The sequence below is a fragment of the Pseudoduganella sp. jia 9 genome (assembly GCF_055502615.1).
Genome location: NZ_JBUPWE010000002.1, coordinates 302,425 through 320,760, shown reverse-complemented (window position 1 = coordinate 320,760; position 18,336 = coordinate 302,425). Strand labels below are relative to the sequence as shown.

At 69.5% G+C, this 18,336-nt stretch carries 10 protein-coding genes; 2 read left to right on the top strand and 8 right to left on the bottom strand.

The window, feature by feature from the left end; genetic code table 11:
- Positions 1–18 precede the first annotated feature (18 nt).
- On the top strand, positions 19–1,623 hold the full coding sequence (locus tag ACY34H_RS03030; RefSeq protein ID WP_464976004.1) for a chemotaxis protein CheW: 1,605 nt from the start codon (positions 19–21) through the stop codon (positions 1,621–1,623).
- Here ACY34H_RS03030 and ACY34H_RS03025 read toward each other — a convergent pair whose 3' ends face one another.
- From ACY34H_RS03025 to ACY34H_RS02990, 8 genes are all read right to left on the bottom strand, one after another.
- Positions 1,624–4,656 (bottom strand): sensor histidine kinase, encoded by a 3,033-nt coding sequence (locus ACY34H_RS03025; protein WP_464976003.1) that lies wholly within the window; start codon positions 4,654–4,656, stop codon positions 1,624–1,626.
- A gap of 49 nt (positions 4,657–4,705) precedes the next feature.
- The gene (locus ACY34H_RS03020) at positions 4,706–6,388 is read right to left on the bottom strand and encodes a hypothetical protein (RefSeq protein WP_464976002.1); all 1,683 of its coding nucleotides are present in this window, start codon (positions 6,386–6,388) and stop codon (positions 4,706–4,708) included.
- 11 nt (positions 6,389–6,399) lie between these two features.
- A complete protein-coding gene (locus tag ACY34H_RS03015) occupies positions 6,400–11,184 on the bottom strand; it encodes an SdrD B-like domain-containing protein (protein ID WP_464976001.1) in 4,785 nt (1,594 codons plus the stop codon).
- A gap of 104 nt (positions 11,185–11,288) precedes the next feature.
- A complete protein-coding gene (locus tag ACY34H_RS03010; protein WP_464976000.1) occupies positions 11,289–12,623 on the bottom strand; it encodes a hypothetical protein in 1,335 nt (444 codons plus the stop codon).
- A gap of 24 nt (positions 12,624–12,647) precedes the next feature.
- Positions 12,648–13,148, bottom strand: a complete 501-nt coding sequence (locus ACY34H_RS03005; RefSeq protein WP_464975999.1) for a hypothetical protein — start codon at positions 13,146–13,148, stop codon at positions 12,648–12,650.
- A 240-nt stretch (positions 13,149–13,388) separates the two neighbouring features.
- Complete coding sequence (locus ACY34H_RS03000) at positions 13,389–13,757, bottom strand: response regulator (RefSeq protein ID WP_464975998.1); 369 nt, start codon at positions 13,755–13,757, stop codon at positions 13,389–13,391.
- Entirely contained in the window at positions 13,754–15,319 is a 1,566-nt protein-coding gene (locus ACY34H_RS02995) for a sensor histidine kinase (RefSeq protein ID WP_464975997.1), read from the bottom strand. Before ACY34H_RS02995 ends, ACY34H_RS03000 begins: the two co-directional genes overlap by 4 nt.
- A 39-nt stretch (positions 15,320–15,358) precedes the next feature.
- A complete protein-coding gene (locus tag ACY34H_RS02990) occupies positions 15,359–15,970 on the bottom strand; it encodes a response regulator (protein ID WP_464975996.1) in 612 nt (203 codons plus the stop codon).
- Between the two features lie 339 nt (positions 15,971–16,309).
- Here ACY34H_RS02990 and ACY34H_RS02985 point away from each other — a divergent pair, with 339 nt between their 5' ends.
- A complete protein-coding gene (locus tag ACY34H_RS02985) occupies positions 16,310–18,286 on the top strand; it encodes a beta strand repeat-containing protein (protein ID WP_464975995.1) in 1,977 nt (658 codons plus the stop codon).
- The last annotated feature ends 50 nt before the right edge of the window (positions 18,287–18,336 follow it).

The following is an 18,336-nucleotide window of genomic DNA, read 5'->3' as shown; positions in this document are numbered from 1 at the left end:
TTTACCAGGAAACCGTCCATGCAGATGTTCGACACCACCGCGGCCGGCGTGCCGCTCGATCCGGCGGCGCGCAGTGCGGCGGCGGCCATGGAATCGGCCCGCGCAGCCGCTGGCCGTGCGCTGGCCGATGCCGCCGGGCTGGAACTGTTCGGCAGCTTCCAGCTGGGCGGCGAGGAGTTCGCGCTGCCGGCGCTGGCGATCCGCGAAGTGGTGGCCTACCCGGAACGGGTGACGCGCATGCCGCTGTCGCCGTGCTACCTGGAAGGCATTTTCACGCTGCGCGGCACGGCGATTCCGATCGTCAACCTGGCGCGCATCTTCGATCCGGCGGCGCCGGCCGCCGGGGCCAACCAGAAAATCGCCATCCTCGACCATGAAGACGTGCTGGTCGGCCTGGTGTTCGACGCCACCGGCGAAGTGATGCGCGTGCGGCCGGAGCAGCGCAGCGCCGTCAGCCACGCCGACGGGCGCACCTCGGTCATCGGCGGCACCATCCTGCTGGCCGACAGCGGCCGCCTGCTGCAGGTGCTGGTGCCCGATGCGCTGGTGCGCATCGAGAACGTGCCGCAGGTGCGCGCGATGACGACGGCCACGCGGGCCGCCGAGCGCGCCCGCTTCCTGCGCCATGCCGAGGCGCGCAAGTGCCTGTGCTTCTCGGCCGGCGGCACGGCGTTCGCCTTCGCGATGTCGGCCGTGCAGGAAATCATTCCCGTGCCGGAACTGCGCACGTCGGTGATGATGGGGCCGCTGTGCAAGGGCTGGATCAACTTCCGCGGCCATGCCGTCGGCATCGTCGATTTCGCCGCGCTGATGGGATGCGCGGACAGTGCTGGCGACCATGCCGGCGACCATGCCGGGGAAGCCGGGCGGCGCATCCTGATCGCCCGCATCGGCGGCGAGCTGCTGGGATTCCTGGTCGATTCGGTCGATACGATCATGCCTTACTTCGACAGCGACGTGCTGCCGATCCCGCTGCTCGGCACGCGGCGCGGCGCGATGTTCCGCGGCTGCCTGCCGCGCCAGGACGGCCCGGACACGCTGTTCCTCGACCATGCGAACGTGCTCAGCGATGCCGAACTGGCCGAGGTCTGCGCCGGCCACCGCCGCATCTACCAGGACGAAGCCGCCCGCGAGGCGGGACGCGACGCCAGCAAGGCTGCCGCGCGCAAGCAGGTGTACCTGGCGTTCGAGCTGGGCACCCCATGGGCAAGTGACATCGGCCAGGTGCGCGAAATCATCCCGTACGCCGCCGGCATGACGCGCCCGCCCGGCACGCCCGATTGCGTGCACGGCATGCTGAACCTGCGCCAGCAGATGATTTCGGTCATCGACCTGCGCCGGCTGTACGGCATGGCGGCGCTGGAAGATACCGCGGAGTGCAGGATCCTCGTGCTGGAACGGGGCGACGAGCGCTACGGCGTCATCGTCGATCGCGTCGACAGCATCGTGCACCTGCCGGCCAGCGCACGGCGGCCGTCGCCGAAGCTGCTGCGCGCCGGTGGCGGCGTGACGGATATGCGCACCGATGTCAGCGAAGTGCTGGAACTGCCCGATGGCGCCGTGAAGAGCCTGTTCGACCGCGAGGCGTTCTTCGCCACGCTGGAGCGGGTGCTGGCCGCCTGATCACACCTGCGCGGCCGCGCTGGCGCCATCCGCCGCGGGCGCATAGGCGCGGGCCGCCGGAATCGCCAGGCGCACGCACGTGCCGTTCGCGCTGCTCTCGATGAAGAGCCGGCCGCCGACCTGCTCGGCGCGCTCGCGCATGCCCGCCAGGCCAAAGTGGCCGGGCTTGCCGTCGGCGAACTCGCCCAGGCCCTTTCCCTCGTCGCTGACCGACAGTTCGAACGCGCGCGGGCTGGCATCGGCCAGCAAGGTGACGGGGCCGGCGGTGTGGCGCAGCGCGTTGGTCAGCGCTTCCCGGGCGATCGCGTGCACATCGCGGCACAGGTTCGCTTGCAGGCGGGCCATCGCCTCGGGAGCGTGCAGGCGGATGCGCCGGGCGCTGCCCGGCACGGTCAGCTCCACGTCCCGCAACAGCGCCTGCCAGAAATCCCCGGCGCTGCCGAACTCGCCCCGCAGCCCCTTGACCTCGTCGCGTCCTTCGACCATCACGCGCTCGGCGCGTTCCAGCACGCGTTCGAATTCCGCCCGCACCGGGCTGTCGGCCGGCAGCTTCACCATCACCGAATGCATGCTGAGCAGCATGCCCTGCACGCTCTGCAGGAAAGTGTCGTGCAGCGCGCGGGCGATCGACTCGCGCTCGCGCACGCGCACCAGCAGACGTTCCTCGATGCGCGCCGCCAGCCGGCGCGTGCGCAGCCGGTACGCGAATGCCGTTGCCAGCAGCACCGCCAGCGCGCAGCCGCCGTAGAACCACCAGGTCTGCGTCAGCCTCGGCGCAATGCGGAAGCGCAGTGTCGTGACGCGGCTGGCGACACCGCTTTCGTTGACGGCCATGACCTCGAAGGCGTGATCGCCGGGCGACAGGCGCTGGAAGTACGCGGTGCGGCGCGTGCCGGCTTCCTGCCATGCCGCGTCGCCGGCCAGCCGGTAGCGGAAGGTGACCCGCTGCGGCATCCCCAGGCTCGGCGTGGTGTAGTCGATCTGTACGTCCTCGACGCCTTCTGGAAGGCGCAGCGGCGCGTCGCCGCGGTGGCGCGCGCCGGCAGCCGTCAACCACAGTACTTCCACGTCGGGAGTGGCCGGGTTGGCGCCGATCCGTCCGGGGTCGATCCAGGCCAGGCCGCGCTCGCCGGCGAACCACAGCCTGCCGTCGGGCGCGGCAAATGCCGTATCGGTCAGCACCGTGTATTCGCCGCCGCCGACGTAGCCGTCCAGCGAGTCGAACAGCCGGCCCTTGAGGGCAATGCGCGGATCGGCCAGTGTGCGCTGCCAGTCGCCAGGCTGCACACTCAGGATGCCGCGTTCGGTGTTCAGCCAGCGCGTGCCGCCGGGGCCGTCGGCGATGCCAGACAGCGTGCCCACGCCGCCGGGCACGTCGAAACGCAGCGGCTGGAAGCGGCCGCCGGCCAGCACCTGGATGCCCTGCTCGCCGGCGACCAGCAGCGGCTCACCGGGGTGGATGAAATTGACGCCGCCGACGGCGAGGCCGTCCGCAGCGCCGTACTGGCGCACCGCGCTGCCATCGACGATGCGCAGCCGGTTGCCGGGCAGGCCATGGTAGCTGCGGCCGGCGGCATCGACGGCGATGACCTTCGGACTATCGTCGCGCCGCGCCGGTGGCGGCGTCCATTGTCCGTCGCGGTAATGCCACGCTCCCTGGCGCACGGTCCACATCCAGAATTCGCCGATGCCGGCGCGCACGCTGGCGATGCGCAGGCTGTCCGTGCCCGGCAATCCCGCTGGAAGCGCAATGCGCCGGGTGCCGCCGGGGCCGAGCACGGCGATGCCGCGTTCGCCGGCCAGCACCAGGGTACCGTCCGGCCCGCGGGCCAGCGCCCGCGCCGCCAGCGGATCGGCCAGCGTGTCGACCTTGCCGCCGGCAATGCGCGACAGGCCCGTGGTGTCGTCGAACTTGCGCACCTGGACGGCGTAGATGCTGCCATCCGGCGCGGGCGCCGCGTGCGACTTGCCGCGGTCGAACAGCTCGGGCACCATGTGCACCGGCTGGTCGCGCAGCCGTTCCAGGCCGGCCGGGGTGCCGATCCACAGGCTGCCGTCGCGGTCTTCCATCAGCGACATGACCGACAGGCTGGTCATCTGCCATGGCTGGTCGAGCCGTTCGGCGGCGCCGACCGGCGTGAAGCTCGCGCCGTCGCGCCAGCGATCCGCGCGCAGCACGCACACCCCGACCGGGCAGTTGCCCGACCACAGGTTGCCGTCGCGGTCGAACACCGACTGGTATGAGCTGCTGCGCCCCGGCGGTGCCGGTACCCGGCGCGGAGACGGCGGCGCCACGCGTTCGAACTGCTTGCCGAGCACCAGCCATACGCTGCCGTCGCCGGCCTCGATCACCATCGGATCGGTACGCGCCGCGCGCACCCGTGCAAACATGGGCGCGCCCGGCGCCAGCAGGTACAGCGAGGAGCCGTCGGCCACCCAGAGCCGGCCGGCGCCGTCGGCCAGCACATGCTCGGCGCGCGCGCTCGGATAGCCGCGTTCCGCCCCGACGCGCTCGACGCGTTCGCCGGCGATGCGGTACAGGCCGCGCCCGCTGGCCACCCATGCGGCGCCGTCCCGGTCGAGCGCGATGGCGAACACGGGCCCCGTCTGCACCGGCGTCAGCAGGTGCCGGTAGCGGCCGCCGCGCAGCACGGTGACGCCGCCGCGGCCATGACCGATCCACAGCGCGCCGTCGCGCGCCGGACGCAGCACGGTGATGCCAGGGTTCTGCAGCCCGCTGCCGTCGACGGTTTCAAACGGGTGGAAGCGCACGCCGTCGAAGCGGAACAGGCCGGCCTGGCGGCTGGCCACCCACAGCCAGCCGTCCTCGGTCTGCGCCAGCGTGTCGATGAAGCGGGGCGCGCCTTCCAGTTCGCCCCAGCGTTCGTGGCGGTAACCGTCCAGAGGAATGGCCGGATCGAGCGCGTGCGCCGCCGGGGGCAGGGCGGCCAGCGCCGCAAGCAGGGCGATGGTGGGGAAACGCGGAGAACGCGGGAAACGCGGCAAGCGCGGGAAGCAGGCGGCAAGGGGCATGCCGGGATTGTCTTACGGGAAACGCCCGCCGTCCAGTACGCAGTTGCCGCTATTGCACCAGCACATTCAGGGTCACGGTGCCGGTCGCGCCGGGCGCCAGCGTGCCGGTGAACGTCCATTCGACCGTGCCGGCCGCGCCCGCGGCCGGCTTGCCGCTGACCGTGCAGCCGCTCAGGCCGTTTCCCAGCGTGCCGCAGGCGCCGCTGCCGAACACGGTGAAGGCCGGCGTCGCATCGACGATCTTCAGGTTGTTCAGCGTGGTGCTGCCGGTATTCTGGTAGGTGATCGTGTAGGCGAGCATGGTGCCCGGCGCGGCATTGGCCTTGTCGACCGCCTTCAGCAGCTTGAACTCGTCGCAGGCCTCGCAGATGCCGTTGACGGTAACGACCACCTGGCCCAGGCCGATGCCGAGCAATTGCAGCAGCGGGTCGACCACGCCGCCCAGTATCGGCGCCAGGACCGGGCGCAGCACGTCCGTGACGAGGCCTTTGACGAGGCCCGTCACCGTGGCATTCAGCAGCGCGCCCAGGTTCAGCTGGGGGATGCGCAGGTCGAGATTGGACAGCAGGCCGCTGGCCAGGTTCGTGACGAACATCGTGCTGCTGCTGATGGTGCGGGTCTGCGGGAAGTTGCCGCTCAGTGTCACCGTGCTGCCGCCCAGCGGCGCCTGGCCGCGCGCCGAGGCCTTGATCTCGATATCGAGCAGCGACAGGCCGAGCGCCGACAGCGTGCCGACCTTGCCGTGCGTGAGGTCGGTGGCGGCATTGATCGCCCGGCTGCGGTTGAAGAACACACTGTCGGCGATCTTGCCGAGATAGATGTCGGCCACGCCGGGCGAGGCCTGCAGCGTGACGGCGCGGGCGACGGCATCGACCGCCTTCAGCGTGCCTTCGCCGCGGCCGATCTCCACGTACACGTCGAGCTGGCCGATGGCGATCTCCGTCTTGCCGAGCAGTGCCGTCAGCACGTCCGTGACCGGCGCCAGCGTGACCAGGTCGAGTTTCAGCTTGACACGGATCGCCGCGCTGTGGAACCTGGCGCCGGCCGGCCCGCAGATATACACGGCCGGTTCGATCACCTGGGCGTACAGCTGCGCGCTGTTGACCACGCCCTGCATGCCCAGCAGGCCGCCGGAAATGCCGACCGGCTGCGGCGTGAAGGCCACGTTGCGCTTGTTGTACAGCTGGATCAGTCCGGTCAGCATGTCCAGCGAATTGATCGTGGTTTTCGCCAGCGTGCCGGCATCGGCGGTGACTTTCACGAGGTCGCCGACGCGAATGGTGGCAGCGGCGCCGCCCAGTTGCCCCGCCAGCGTGGCCAGCACGCCGCTCAGGCTGGTGCTGGCCTGCGCCTGGGCCTGCACGCCGAGCGCGGCGGCGACCTGCGCCAGCGTGACGCTGGCGTCCAGCGCCTGGGCCGGGCTGGAGACATTGGCCTGTGCCTGCAGTGCCGTCAGGAAGCCGAGCAGGTTGACCTCACCGGTGGCCAGCGTGTTCCAGTCCACCGCTGTCAGGCTGATGTCGCTGCCCAGCAGGCCGCCCAGCAGCGGGTTGAGGAGGGCGCTTTTCGTCGTGTCGAGGCTGGCCAGCCGCGGCCCGGCCGACAGGCAGGCGCCGGTAGTCGTGCAGGCGGCGCCGGCATCGGTGCTGGCGCACAGGCCGCAAGCCAGCAATAGGGAGAGGGTCCAGCGTTGCATGGCCTGGCACAGGTGGTCGAAGTGGAACGTGGTCATGGCAATCTCAATCAAAAGGCTTTGCCGGACAGTAGATTGTCCAGCGTGCGTTCGTCGAATTTCAGGCGCAGGCGCACGTAGGCGCCTTTCTCGGTGGCGTCGCCACCGGCCAGGTCGCGCTCCTTGAAACCGAGCAGGTTGTAGCCGGCCGATACCCAGACATTGCGCGCCACCCGGTAGCCGGCTTCGACGCCGGCACCGAACTGGATGCCGCCGTCGCGGCTGGCCAGCGCCTGCACGGCCGCGCCGGCATCCCAGTCGCGGCTGACCTCGTGCATGACGCGGGCGCTGACGAGGTGGGCGAAGGCACGGCTGTCCAGGCCGGCCGAGCGGTCGCGCGCCAGTTTGGCGGCATAGCGGCCGCTGACCACCGTGGCGCGCTGCGGCTGCCAGTTTGCATTGGTGGACACCATGTGCACGGCGCGCGCCATCTCGGCCAGGCCGGGGTCCTTCTCCAGCTTGAATTCGTATTTCGCCAGGCCGTTCCAGCCCAGCGATTCCAGCGCGCGGTAGGCCACGCCGGTCTGCAGCAGCTCGTTGACGCGCGTGCCGCCGCTGCCGCGCGTGGCCGATGCGGTGTTCTTGCCGAGGAAGGTCCAGGTGTCGGACAGCTTCCAGGACAGGCCCAGCGTATTGAGCAGGCCGTCGCTGTCCGCGCCGTGGCGCAGTTCCAGCCGGGCGGTGCCCTTCCAGCGCGGGTCGCGGCTGTATTCGATGGCGCCGGTGGCGGCGATCGACTCGTTGGCGTCGGCGCCGGCCAGCACCTGGACGCGTTCGAACGTGGTACTGGCGCGCACGCCGTCGGCGATGCTCCACAGGTTGCGCAGGCCGATCGCCGCTTCCGCCTGGCGGTCGGCCAGGTCCGCACCGCGGGCCCGGTATTCGGAGTACACGCGGCCATCCTTCATGTAGTCGGAATCGATGCCGAACACGGTGGCGTTGCGCTGGATGCCTTCGTTCAGCTCGTAGTTCGAGCCAAGGCTGCTGATCAGCTCGTGGCGGCCGTACACGCGGCTGCCGCCAGCGAAGCGGTACTCGCCGCCGACCGCGGCCATGCGCCGGCCGCTGTCCTTGATATCCTGCTCGGCCTCGGCGAACACGGACGCCTGGGGCATGCCCGGCATCTGGGCAGACACCTTGGCACGCACGCTGGTCAGGTCGGGCTGCGCCAGCACGGTCCCCGCGCCGGCCTGCTCGCGCGAGCGGCGCACGCCGCCCTCGACGCGCACGCCGCCGTCGAACGCATAGGCGGCGCCCAGCTGCACGCCGTCGCGCGCCGCGCCGGTCGTCACGTCCTCGGTATGCAGTGCCTCGCCCAGCAGCTTGAATCGGTCGGTCAGCGCGTAGGCGGCGCGCGCGCCGCCCTCGGTACGGCCCTTCGGCAGGCTGGACGACGGGTTGTCGAAGTTCGCGTCGGCGCGGCCGAGGAAGACGTGGCCATCCAGCCGGCCGTCGGCGCGGGTCGCGTCGATCCGCGCCGCGCGGCCGGTCTCGCCCATGCGGTCCATGTGCGCCGCCTCGACGATGACGGTGGTCTTGTCGTCGGGCTTCACGGTGGCGCTGACGCTGGCCAGCGTGGTGGCGGCGATCGGGTTGCGGTCGTCGACATAGCTGGCGCCCACTTCCACCTGCCGGCCGATCCTGTACTGCGCGGCGGCGCCGGCTACCCAGAAGGTCGGGCTGCCCTGGTCGACTTCGTAGCTGATGCGGATCGATACCGGGTTCAGGCCCGCGTCCAGGCTCGGCACCGGGGCGCGCATCAGGATGCGGCCGGTCAGCGGCTCGATGTCGTAGTCGGCACGGCGCACCTGCGTGCTGGTGGACAGGATCACGCCCGGCTGGCTGCGGCTGCGCACGATTACTTCGACGCGCTCGCTGTTGATGACCATGATGCCGCTGCCGGTCAGGAATGGCCCGGAGGTGCCGTTGGCGGCGAATTCCTCGACGACCTGGCGTGTGCTGTCGTGGCTGGCGAAGGCGTCGACCGCCAGGCCGCCGGCTTCGTAATGGCCGCGCAGGCCGTTCAGGCTGCGGTGGTAGGCGCCCAGGTTGCGTGCCGGGGTGACCGACGGCGGCGTGAAGTCGCCGTACATGAGCCACGACTTCTCGCGGTCGGCGCGCAGGTACAGGCGGCCGGTCGACTGCGCGTCGAAGCCGCGCTGCGAGTCGTCGCCGTAGGTGGTGTAGTAGGCCAGCGGGTCGAGGTCGCGGAACAGCTTCTGTTCCTTTTCCTTCTGCGAGTCGTAGGCCAGCGTCAGCAGCGTGCCGTTGCCGACGTCGCCCTTCATGAAGACCGCGGCGCGGCCGCCGGCCTGCAGCGTGCTCGCGCCGGACGATCTGGACAGGCTGTGCAGCGCGTCCTCGAAGCCATCGAAGCTGCGCGCCGGGCTGGTGGTGTTGCCACTGGCACGGCTCACGCCGAAGGTGCCTTCAACGATGCCGGCGGCCACCAGCGGGCGCAGGTCGGGCACGAAGGCGACGTTGCCGATGCCTTCGATGGTGCCGCTGCGTACGACGATGCGCGCATCGCCGGCGTCGCTGGAAGCGCGCAGCGCGAAACCGGCGCTGCCGCCTTCGACCATGGCCTGCAGGCCCGGCTCGCGCGGATCCGGGTCGGTTTGCTGCCACTGTCCGCGCGAGGCATCCAGCGTGACGGGGGTGCGGGCGGCGACCGGCACGCCCTGCGCGTCTTCGAGGTGGACGCGCACGGTGGCCGGCGTGCGGCCATCGGCGGCGACCTGCGTTTTCGGCAGTTCGACGCGGATGCGCGCCAGCGGGCCCGGCGCGACCACGGTGATGCGGCGCTGGCCGCGCGTGTTGCCGAACTGGTCGCGCTGCTCGAGGTCCAGCACGTTCCTGCCGGCGCGCAGCGGCACGCCGATGAACTCCCAGCTCTCCATCCGGCGCTCGGCCAGCGTGCTGCGGTTGCCGACCCGGTCCTCGGCCACCGCTTCGCCATTCACTTGCAGCGTGAACGTGACACCGGCGCCGCCTTTGACGCGCACGGTTGCCTGCGTGCCCGGCATCACCGCGCCGTCGGCCAGCCCGATGAAATCGAGCTTGTTGTCGAGCGTGGCGAGTTCGCTTTCCGCGGCTGGCGCGGGCATGACGGCGATGGAATGCTGCGCTGCCTGTTTCTGCTGCTTCATGGCCGCCGCGCGCGCCGCGATGGCGTCGCGCTGGGCGCAGCCGGCGATGGCGAAATCGGCCTTGGCCAGCTCGCCGTCGCGCAGGTCGACGAAGCGGCTGCCGGCATCGCCCGCGTGGCGGTTCGACAGCACGGCCAGCGTGGCGCCGGCCGGCAGCGTGAATGCGTCGAGCTTGGCGGCGTGGGTGCGCGGCGGCAGTTCGGCGAAGCTGTAGCGGCCGTCGGCATCGGTGATGGCGTAATTGCCGTTTTCCAGGTAGAGGCGCACGCCCGGCACGCCCGGTTCGCCGGCGTTGCGCAGGCCGTTGCCGTCGCAGTCGGCGAAGACGTTGCCGACGATAAAGCCCTTGTCGCTGAACACGCCGGCTTCGATGCTCACCTTGGCGGCCGCTTCGCTGCTGGCCAGGGCCGGCATCGTGCTGGTGGCGCGGGCGCGGTTGATGCCGTCGCCCTGCAGCGCGCCGGCGCCGATCCGGACACGGTAGCGCAGCACGGCGGTGCCGCTGGCCGGCAGGTCGCCGATGGCGAAGCGCAGCGCCGCGCTGTTCGCGCCGGCCGGATCGGCCATGGCGGCGCCATCGAGGCGTGCCGTGCCGGGCTGCAGATGGAAACCCGCCGGCAGCGTGTCGTCGACGGCCACGCCCTGCAGGGCGACGTCGCCGGTATTGTGGACGCGCACCGTGTAGTCGACGAAATCGGCGATGCCGGCGGTGGCGCGCGAGGCGGCTTTTTCAATGTACAGCGTGCCCGGGACACTGTCGACCGGCAGGTCGATCATCACGGCGCCGCTGGCGGCGCTGACGATGAAACTGCCGCCGAACGAACCATGCAGGTGAATGTCGCGGCCGGCCGGCAGGCTGCCCGCTTCGACTTTCGATGGGAAGGTGTAGTTCTTCGGCGCTGCCACGTCGAGCCGGTACAGGCTCGCTTCCACCAGCGGAAACACGTAACGGCCGTCCTCGCCGGTCACCACCGTGCTCGGCATCGCGGTGCTGCCGTCGATGTCGACCACGCGCGCCGGCGCGCCAGGCATGCCGCCGTTCCCTTCGCCGGTCACGTCGACCAGGGTGACGGTGGCGCCGGCGATGGCGGCGTTGCTGCGGCTGTCGAAGACGATGCCGCTCGGGTCGATCAGGACCGACGCGCTGGCTTCGCCCATGCCGCAGTCGCTGATCCAGGCGATCAGCTGGTCGTTGGCGCCCACGTGCAGCTGGCCGTCGTTGGTGCGCGGCGCAGCTTGTGCGGTGACATACGCGGGGGTGACGGTGGAGTCGATGCGGAACATGCCGCTGTCGGCCGCGGTCTCGGTGGCGCTGTATTGTTCATTGTCGCCGGTCTTGGCCGACTTCAGCACGATGGCCACCGTGTCGACGGCGCCGGCATCGGCGTTGCAGGCGCTTGCCGCGGCCTGCACGTACAGCGGGCGGCCGGCTGCGGCCAGTTTCGCGGTGCGCGCATAGTCGCTGCCGGTGAAATACGTGATCGACACCGCCAGATCGGCGCGTACCGCGTTCGATTGCACGGGCTTGGCGCCGTCGGCGTACGTCGCGCTGGCCTGGTTCGTGATCGACGCCTGCGCCGGCAGGCCGAGCAGTGCAAGGGCGGCAAGCAGTACGGTGGCGGCGGTGCGGGCGAAGGCGGTACGCATGGCGGTCGATGGGAAAAATTCTGGATGCAGGAATCCTGCCCGCGATGCCCGGAGGCACGGCGGAGGCAGGTGTACAGGTGGGCTGGTGTTACAGGTGGACGGTGTTACGGGTTGATCTTGACGCCGAACGACATCGTGGCCGACTGGCCCGGCGCCAGCGTGCCGACGCCGGCTTCCAGCTTGGTGACCGGGCCGGCCAGCAGCGTGGTGATCGCGCCGACCGTCGTGGCGACCGGGCCGGTCGGATGGTACGTCGTGTTGGCGGGGATGTCGTCGCGAATGACCACCAGGTTGACGTTGGCCGCGCCCGAATTGGTCGCCGTGATCTGGTAGCGGATGCAGGCGCCCGGCACCGCGCCGGTGGTGATCGGCGCATTGCTGTACGGCGTGTCGGCCGTGCCGTCGCATTCCTTGTCCAGCGCCTGCGCCTTGCTCAGCGTCAGCGGCGCCGGGGCCTCGCCCACCGTCACGGCCTGGTGGATGATGTCGCCGACGTTGCTGGTGGGCGAGGTGACGCGGAAGTACAGGTCGGTCGTGCCCTGGGTGGCGCCGGCCGGCACGGTCACGTCCGCGTAGACGATCTTCTGGCCGCCGGCGGCGACGCTGGCGCTGGTGATCACGTTGCCGCTGCCATCCTTGAACACGACGGTCCAGCCGCTCGGCAGGTTCTGGTTGGCGAACGTGGCGCTCGTGCTCGACTGCAGGTTGAAGGTGTCCGGGCTGCCGCCGGCATTGTTCAGCACCAGCGTGAAGCGCGTGGTGCCGCCAGCCGCCACGGTATTGGTGATCACGGCGGCCGCTTCGGCACCGGCGCCTGCACCCGGCGCACTGCTGCCGGCGGTATTGGCGGTGATGTCCAGCTGCGCGGCCGATGCGACGGTGGTCGTGTCGGTGCTGGTGGCCTTGACGGTGTTGGTGAACGCGCTGGTGGCCGTGACGGTCAGTGCATTGGTGGTGCCGTTGGCAACGCCGGCCGGCAGCGTGCCCACCGCCACGAAGCTGAACGTGGCGCCCGCTGCCAGGCTGCCCGTGCTGGTGATCGGCGTGGCATTGTCGGCCACGCCGTCGCCGTTGGCATCGGCGTAGAACACCACGCCGGTCATCGTGAAGCCGCCGCTGTTCGCGGAAGTCAGGTTGAACGTATCTGCGCCGTTGCCGGTATTGGTCACGCTGTGCGGATAGACCACCTGGGCGCTGGCGGCGGCGCTCTTGGCGGTACCGGCCGGCATCGTCAGGCTGGCGACCTGCTGCACGGTGGTGACGACGGTGTTCGACGTGGCCGCCTGCTGCTTGTTGGCGGAGTCGAAGTAGGTCGCGGTCGCCTGGTTGGTGATCTGGGTGCCGGCCGCGGTGGCGGCCAGCGCGCCGTGCGCGGCGGCGAACAGGGTGGTGGCCAGCACCAGTTGCGGTGCGCGGGCTTGGAAGCTAGGGGCTTTCATGACGATTTCCTGGTTAAGAACGATTTATTGTTGGGCGTTGCGTTGCGCGGCGCCGGCCGTAAGGCGCATGCGCGATGTCACGGTGGCGGACTGGCTGGCGGCCAGGTCGCCCAGCTTCCAGCGCAGGAAGCGGTATTCGGACACGGGAACGGCTACAGTGACCTGACGGCCATCGCGCAGGACAGTGCGCTGCAGCGGCACCGGCGCGAACTGCTTGCCGTCCACGCTGGCCTGCACCGCGGCGGGCGCCGCACTGTCCGGCAGGTAGGCCATGCCGCCGGCGGGAACGGGCAGGGTGGCGATCACGTCGCGCGCCGGCGTCTTGCCGCCGTTACGGTAAGTGACCTGGTATTCGATGGTTTCGCCCGGCTGCGCCGACTCGGTGCGCACCAGTTCGGCGCCCTTGGCGGTGGTGACGACCCTGAATGCCTGCATCGTCACGGCGACGTCGCTGTCGGCCGCGAAGACGGGCGCGCCCAGCAACTGGGCAAGGCAAAGGAAAAAGGCAAGGACAATGCGTTTCATGGAGCTCTGCTGGTGAAACCGCCGCCGGATCCCGGGCGGAGTGGGAACGGCAGGTATCACTTTTATCGATTCAGCCGCGAAACGGAGTGTATCACTTTTACTGATTTCCACAAGGCATTACATTTTCCCTGTGGCAAATCAGTAACGGTGCCTGAGGTATCGGCTACGTGAGCGGGATGGCGCGGCGCATGGGCCGCCAGCCGGCCGCGGCGGGCGGCGGCCGGTATGCAGGGCAGGTCGTTATTGCGGAAGCAACTCAGCGACGGTGGCAAACAGCCCTTCCGGGCTGAAGGGCTTGACCACATAGCGGTCGGCGCCGCTGGCCAGGCCGGCGTCGATGTCGCTTTGCTGGCCGCAGGCGGACAGCAGCACGATGCGGATCGATTGCAATGCCGGATCGGCTTTCAGGGCGCGGCACAGGTCCAGCCCGTTATCGGCGTCGCCAAGGACGATGTCGAGGACCAGCAGGTCGGGCCGTTCGCGCGCGATCAGTTCGCGGGCACCGGCGGTGCTGGCCGCGCAGTCGACCCGGCCGAGCGGGGCCAGGGTCAGCATCGCCAGCAGGCGCAATTCTTCCTGGTCGTCGACAACCAGGATCAGCGGATTCATTGGGCCGCCGCGGGCAGCAGCAGGGTGACCGTGGTGCCGGCACCGGGCGCCGAAGCGAGATGGACGCTGCCGCCGTGCAGTTCGACGATTTCCTTCACGATGGCCAGGCCAAGGCCGCTGCCGACCACGTCGCGCCGGTCGCCGGCGCGATAGAACGGCTCGAACACGTGTTGCTGCTGTTCCGCCGAGATGCCGGGGCCCTGGTCGCGAACGCGGAAGGCGACGCCGCCCTGGTCATCGAGCGGCGCCGTGCCGATGTCGATGTCGATCGGCGCCCCCGGCGGAGCATACTTGATCGCGTTGCCGATAATGTTCAGCAGGGCCTGCTGCAGCTTGGCGGCGTCGGCCATGACCGGAGGCAGGCCGGGGGCCGCCTCCACGCGGATCGGGCCGCGGTCGTCCTGGCCGTCGATGCCGGCAATGGTTTCCTCGACCAGCGCGGCCCCGTCGCATGGCACGATATCGAGTGCTTCGGTGCCGCCGGTCTCGATGCGGGCCAGGTCGAGCATTTCGTTGATCAGCTTGACCAGCCGCGTCGATTGCGTATGGATGATGCCGACGAATTCACGCATGCTGTCGGCCGAGAAATCGCGCTTCAGCAACAGTTCGGCAAAGCCGACCACGCTGGCCATCGGCGTGCGCATCTCGTGTGTGGCGGTGAGGAAATATTTGCGGCGGCGGGCATCCGTGGCGCGCTCGCGCCGCTCGTTTTCCCTGCGCCACGTCACGTCCCGCACGATCACCACGTAACGTTCGCTGTCGGACATATGGACCATGCTGGCGGAGAATTCGGCGGCGAAGGCGGCGCCGTTCAGGCAGCGTGCGCACGCCTGCAGCTGGCTGCCCGTGCCTTCCCGCACCTGGCGCAGCAAGGGACCGATATCGCTGGAAAGCAGATCCGATGCGGCGCGCTGGGCGAGCTCGCCCGGGCCCGCACCGAACAGGCGTTCGGCCGCGGGATTGGCCGACAGCACGGTTCCCGCCGCATCGAGCAGCAGGAAGCCTTCGGGCAGCTTGTTCAGCAGGCCGGTCATCGATACTTCGTTGTCGCGCTGGATTTTCAGGGCGCGCCGCAGGGCGCCGGCGGCGACTTCGCTTTCGATCGTTGCCGCCAGGTCGGCCAGCAGCGCGCGCTGCGCGGCATCGAGCCGGCGCGGCCGCGTGTCGGCCACGCACAGGGTGCCGATCGTGGCCCGGTCGGGAGCCTTGACCGGCACGCCGGCGTAGAACCGTATCGGGGTCGGCCCCTGCAAGGCGGGAATGCCGGCAAAGCGCGTGTCGTCGGCCGGATTCGGCACGATCAGCATGTCGTCGGACAGGATGGTGTGCGCGCAGATCGATTCGGCGCGTGGATATTCGGGCGGACCCCAGCCCAGCCGCGACTTGAACCACAGGCGGTCGCGGTCGATCAGGCTGAAGATGGTGATCGGCATGTTGAACAGGCGCGCCGCCATGCGGATGATACGGTCGAAGCGCTCTTCCGGCTCGGTGTCGAGCAGGTCGAGGGAGCGCAGCGTCTGCAGGCGCTGCTGTTCGTTGTGCGGTAGCGGAAAGTCGATCATCGGGGCCTCGCAGGTGTCCAGGACACTGGGGCCCAGCCGTCAATCCGCCTGCAGCGCGGCCTCGACGGCGGTTCGCAGGCGCTCGAACGGCACCGGCTTGGGCAGCACCAGTATGTCGGGCGGCAGCGGCATCGAGGCAATCGTCGAACGCTCGATGCCGCTGACGACGATAACGCTTATGTTAGCGTAGTCCGCATTCGCACGCAGTTTCTCGATCATGCGGAAACCGTCCATGCCGGGCATGTGCAGGTCGGTGATCAGGACCCGGGGCCGTTCACGGCCGATTTCCAGCAGCGCCTCGAAGCCGTCGTGTGCCTTCACGAGGTCGATCGGCAGGCCCCAGCCTTCCAGCTCCATCTCGTACAGTCGCAGCATGGCCGGCTCGTCGTCCACGACAAGCACGCGGTAGCGTTGCGCCGCCGCGCTGTCGGTGCGCGCCTGGCGCCGCTCCAGCACGAGACGCTCGACGGACTGCTTGACGATCCGGCGGTGGCCGCCCGCCGTCTTCCACGCCTGCAGTACGCCACTTTCGACCCAGAGCTGGACGGTACGATGCGCCACGCCGAGGATGGCGGCGGCTTCCTTTGTCGAATAGTACTGGGTGGCGTCGTCGGCATTGTCCCCATGGCCGGCATTGATACTTTTTGTCATCGTTTGGTTTGTTGCAGTCGGCGTTGCTAAGGTATTCAGGCAAATTTGGTCGCTGTAGGCCGACGAATCGGGTCAGATGATGAGCAAGGCGTGAATATTGGTGAGAATTATAGAGCAGTGCCTGGCAGTGACACGCCGCGCACCGGACCTTTTTTGGGATTTCAGGAGCATAGTGTTGCTTCGCGGCACGAATGCATTTGGGCAAAACTACCTTGGAGAAACGGGGCCGTCAAGTGGTAGCATTGCCGGGCTGGCTAGCCTGATGGCGACGATGGGCGTCACGATGTTGTCACAAAGTTAGTTTAACTTTGACAACTATCTTTCTTCCGGAGCCATTCGATGACCCTGCCACATTCCCCGTTCCTGTGCCGCCGTACCGGCCTGCCGTTCAATGCGCTGATGATGGCGGTCGCGCTGGCCAGCCCGGCGCTGGCCAGTGCCGCCTCGTTCAACATCGCCACCAGCAGCGGCACGGCGCAGACCCTCGGCAAGGGCGAACGCGGCACCGTGGCCGCCGGCGCCACGCTGGCGGTGGGCGGATCGGCGGTGGCGGTGGCGGTCAGCGGCGCCGGCCCCACGCTGAACAACCAGGGCACGATCGCGCAGACCGGCAGCGGCCGCGCGATCCGCGCCACCGGCGCCGTCAGCGGATTCGTCATCGACAACGGCAGCGCCACGAATGGGGCGGCGCTGATCCGCACCGCCGACGCCGACGTGGTGCAGGTGAACAGCGCGGCAGCGACGGTTACGCTGAACAACTACGGCTCGATGGTGTCGCTGAATGGCTCGGCGGACGGCGCGCAGGCGGTCGACTTCAATGCCGTCACGGGCGCGAACACGATCAACAACTTCGCCGGCGGCCTGCTGCTGGCCAATGAAGCCGACGCGATCCGCCCGGGCGAAGGCGGCGTGGTGTTCAACGCCGGCATCATCCGCTCGGTGACGGCGAGCGGCAGCAGCAGCGACGGCATCGACGGCCAGGAAAATTCCGGCATCCGCGTGACAAACGCCGCCACCGGCCTGGTCGATGCCGGCCGCCATGGCATCACGTTCGAACAAAAGAACGCTGCCACCGCGTCGACGCTCGATCTCACCAACCTGGCCGGCGGCATCGTGCGCGGCAACGACGGCTCGGGCATCAATGTCGACGGCTTCAATGGGCGGCAGCTGGTGACGGTCATCAACGGCGGCCTGATCTCCGGCAACGGCGTGACGGGCGACGGCGACGGCGTCGACGTCGACGGCCTGGTCCACATCACCAACAGCGGCATCATCCGCTCGCTGAACGCGGTGGAGGCGGGCGGCCTGGCGTACAGCGAAGGCATCTCGGCCGGCGGCGGCACGATCGCCAACAGCGGCACGATCGAAGGGCTGGTCGCACCCGGCAACGCGGGCGCGGTGGGGCGCGGCATCACGCTGGCCGGCAACGACATCGAGAGCGGCCCGCTGGCCGGCACCCGCGAAGGCCTGTACGGCAACGCGACGATCGTCAACCATGCCGGCGGCGCGATCCGCGGCCAGAGCGATTCCGCGATCGCCGTCACCGGCGCGGCCAGCGGCTACGCGGTCACGATCGACAACCACGCCGGCGCCACGATCCGCGGCGGCGGTACGGCGAGCGCGGCGATCCGCACCAATGCCGACAATGCGTACATCAGCAACGCCGGTACCATCGACGGCAGCAGCAGCGGCCAGGCGATTGCTTTCGGCGGCGGCAACGACACGCTGGTGATCAGCGGCGGCAATGCGGCCGTGCTGGGCCGGGTGGATGGCGGCGCCGGCACCAATGCACTGGTGATCGATGCCGGCGCCGGCAACGCCTTTGCCTATGCGGGGGAAATCGTCAACTTTGCCAGCGTCGAGGTGCGCAGCGGCACGCTGGCACTGCAAGGCGCGGAGATCGTTTCCGCCGGCAGCGCACTGGTGCTGGGCGGCGGCACGCTGGACCTGTCCGGCGCCGCTTCCCAGTCGTTCGCCAGCCTGGCCCTGGCCGACAGCTCGGCCATCGTGCTGGGCGACGCCGTGCTGACGTTCAATGGCCTGGGCACGATCGCGGCCGGCGAAACGCTGGCGCTGACGCATTCCGGCGCCGGCTACACGCTGCGCTTCCTGGGCGATTATGCCGGCAACGCGGCCTTCTCCCGGCTGATGGGCGCGACGACGATCGACAGCATGTCCGTGACATACAGCTTCGACGGCATGTACACCAACGTTACGGGCGTGAGTGCGGTACCGGAACCGGCGAGCGTGGCGATGCTGTTCGCCGGCCTGGGTATCGTGGCGGCCGCGGCGCGGAGGAAAAAAGCGGCGACCTGAGGCACCCAGGAATGAAAAGCCCGGCACGCAGCCGGGCTTTTTCAATCCTG

Coding starts and splice junctions, on each gene's coding strand:
- ACY34H_RS03030 (WP_464976004.1), top strand. CDS start 19: ATGCAGATGTTCGACACCACCGCGGCCGGCGTGCCGCTCGATCCGGCG.
- ACY34H_RS03025 (WP_464976003.1), bottom strand. CDS start 4,656: ATGCCCCTTGCCGCCTGCTTCCCGCGCTTGCCGCGTTTCCCGCGTTCT.
- ACY34H_RS03020 (WP_464976002.1), bottom strand. CDS start 6,388: ATGACCACGTTCCACTTCGACCACCTGTGCCAGGCCATGCAACGCTGG.
- ACY34H_RS03015 (WP_464976001.1), bottom strand. CDS start 11,184: ATGCGTACCGCCTTCGCCCGCACCGCCGCCACCGTACTGCTTGCCGCC.
- ACY34H_RS03010 (WP_464976000.1), bottom strand. CDS start 12,623: ATGAAAGCCCCTAGCTTCCAAGCCCGCGCACCGCAACTGGTGCTGGCC.
- ACY34H_RS03005 (WP_464975999.1), bottom strand. CDS start 13,148: ATGAAACGCATTGTCCTTGCCTTTTTCCTTTGCCTTGCCCAGTTGCTG.
- ACY34H_RS03000 (WP_464975998.1), bottom strand. CDS start 13,757: ATGAATCCGCTGATCCTGGTTGTCGACGACCAGGAAGAATTGCGCCTG.
- ACY34H_RS02995 (WP_464975997.1), bottom strand. CDS start 15,319: ATGATCGACTTTCCGCTACCGCACAACGAACAGCAGCGCCTGCAGACG.
- ACY34H_RS02990 (WP_464975996.1), bottom strand. CDS start 15,970: ATGACAAAAAGTATCAATGCCGGCCATGGGGACAATGCCGACGACGCC.
- ACY34H_RS02985 (WP_464975995.1), top strand. CDS start 16,310: ATGACCCTGCCACATTCCCCGTTCCTGTGCCGCCGTACCGGCCTGCCG.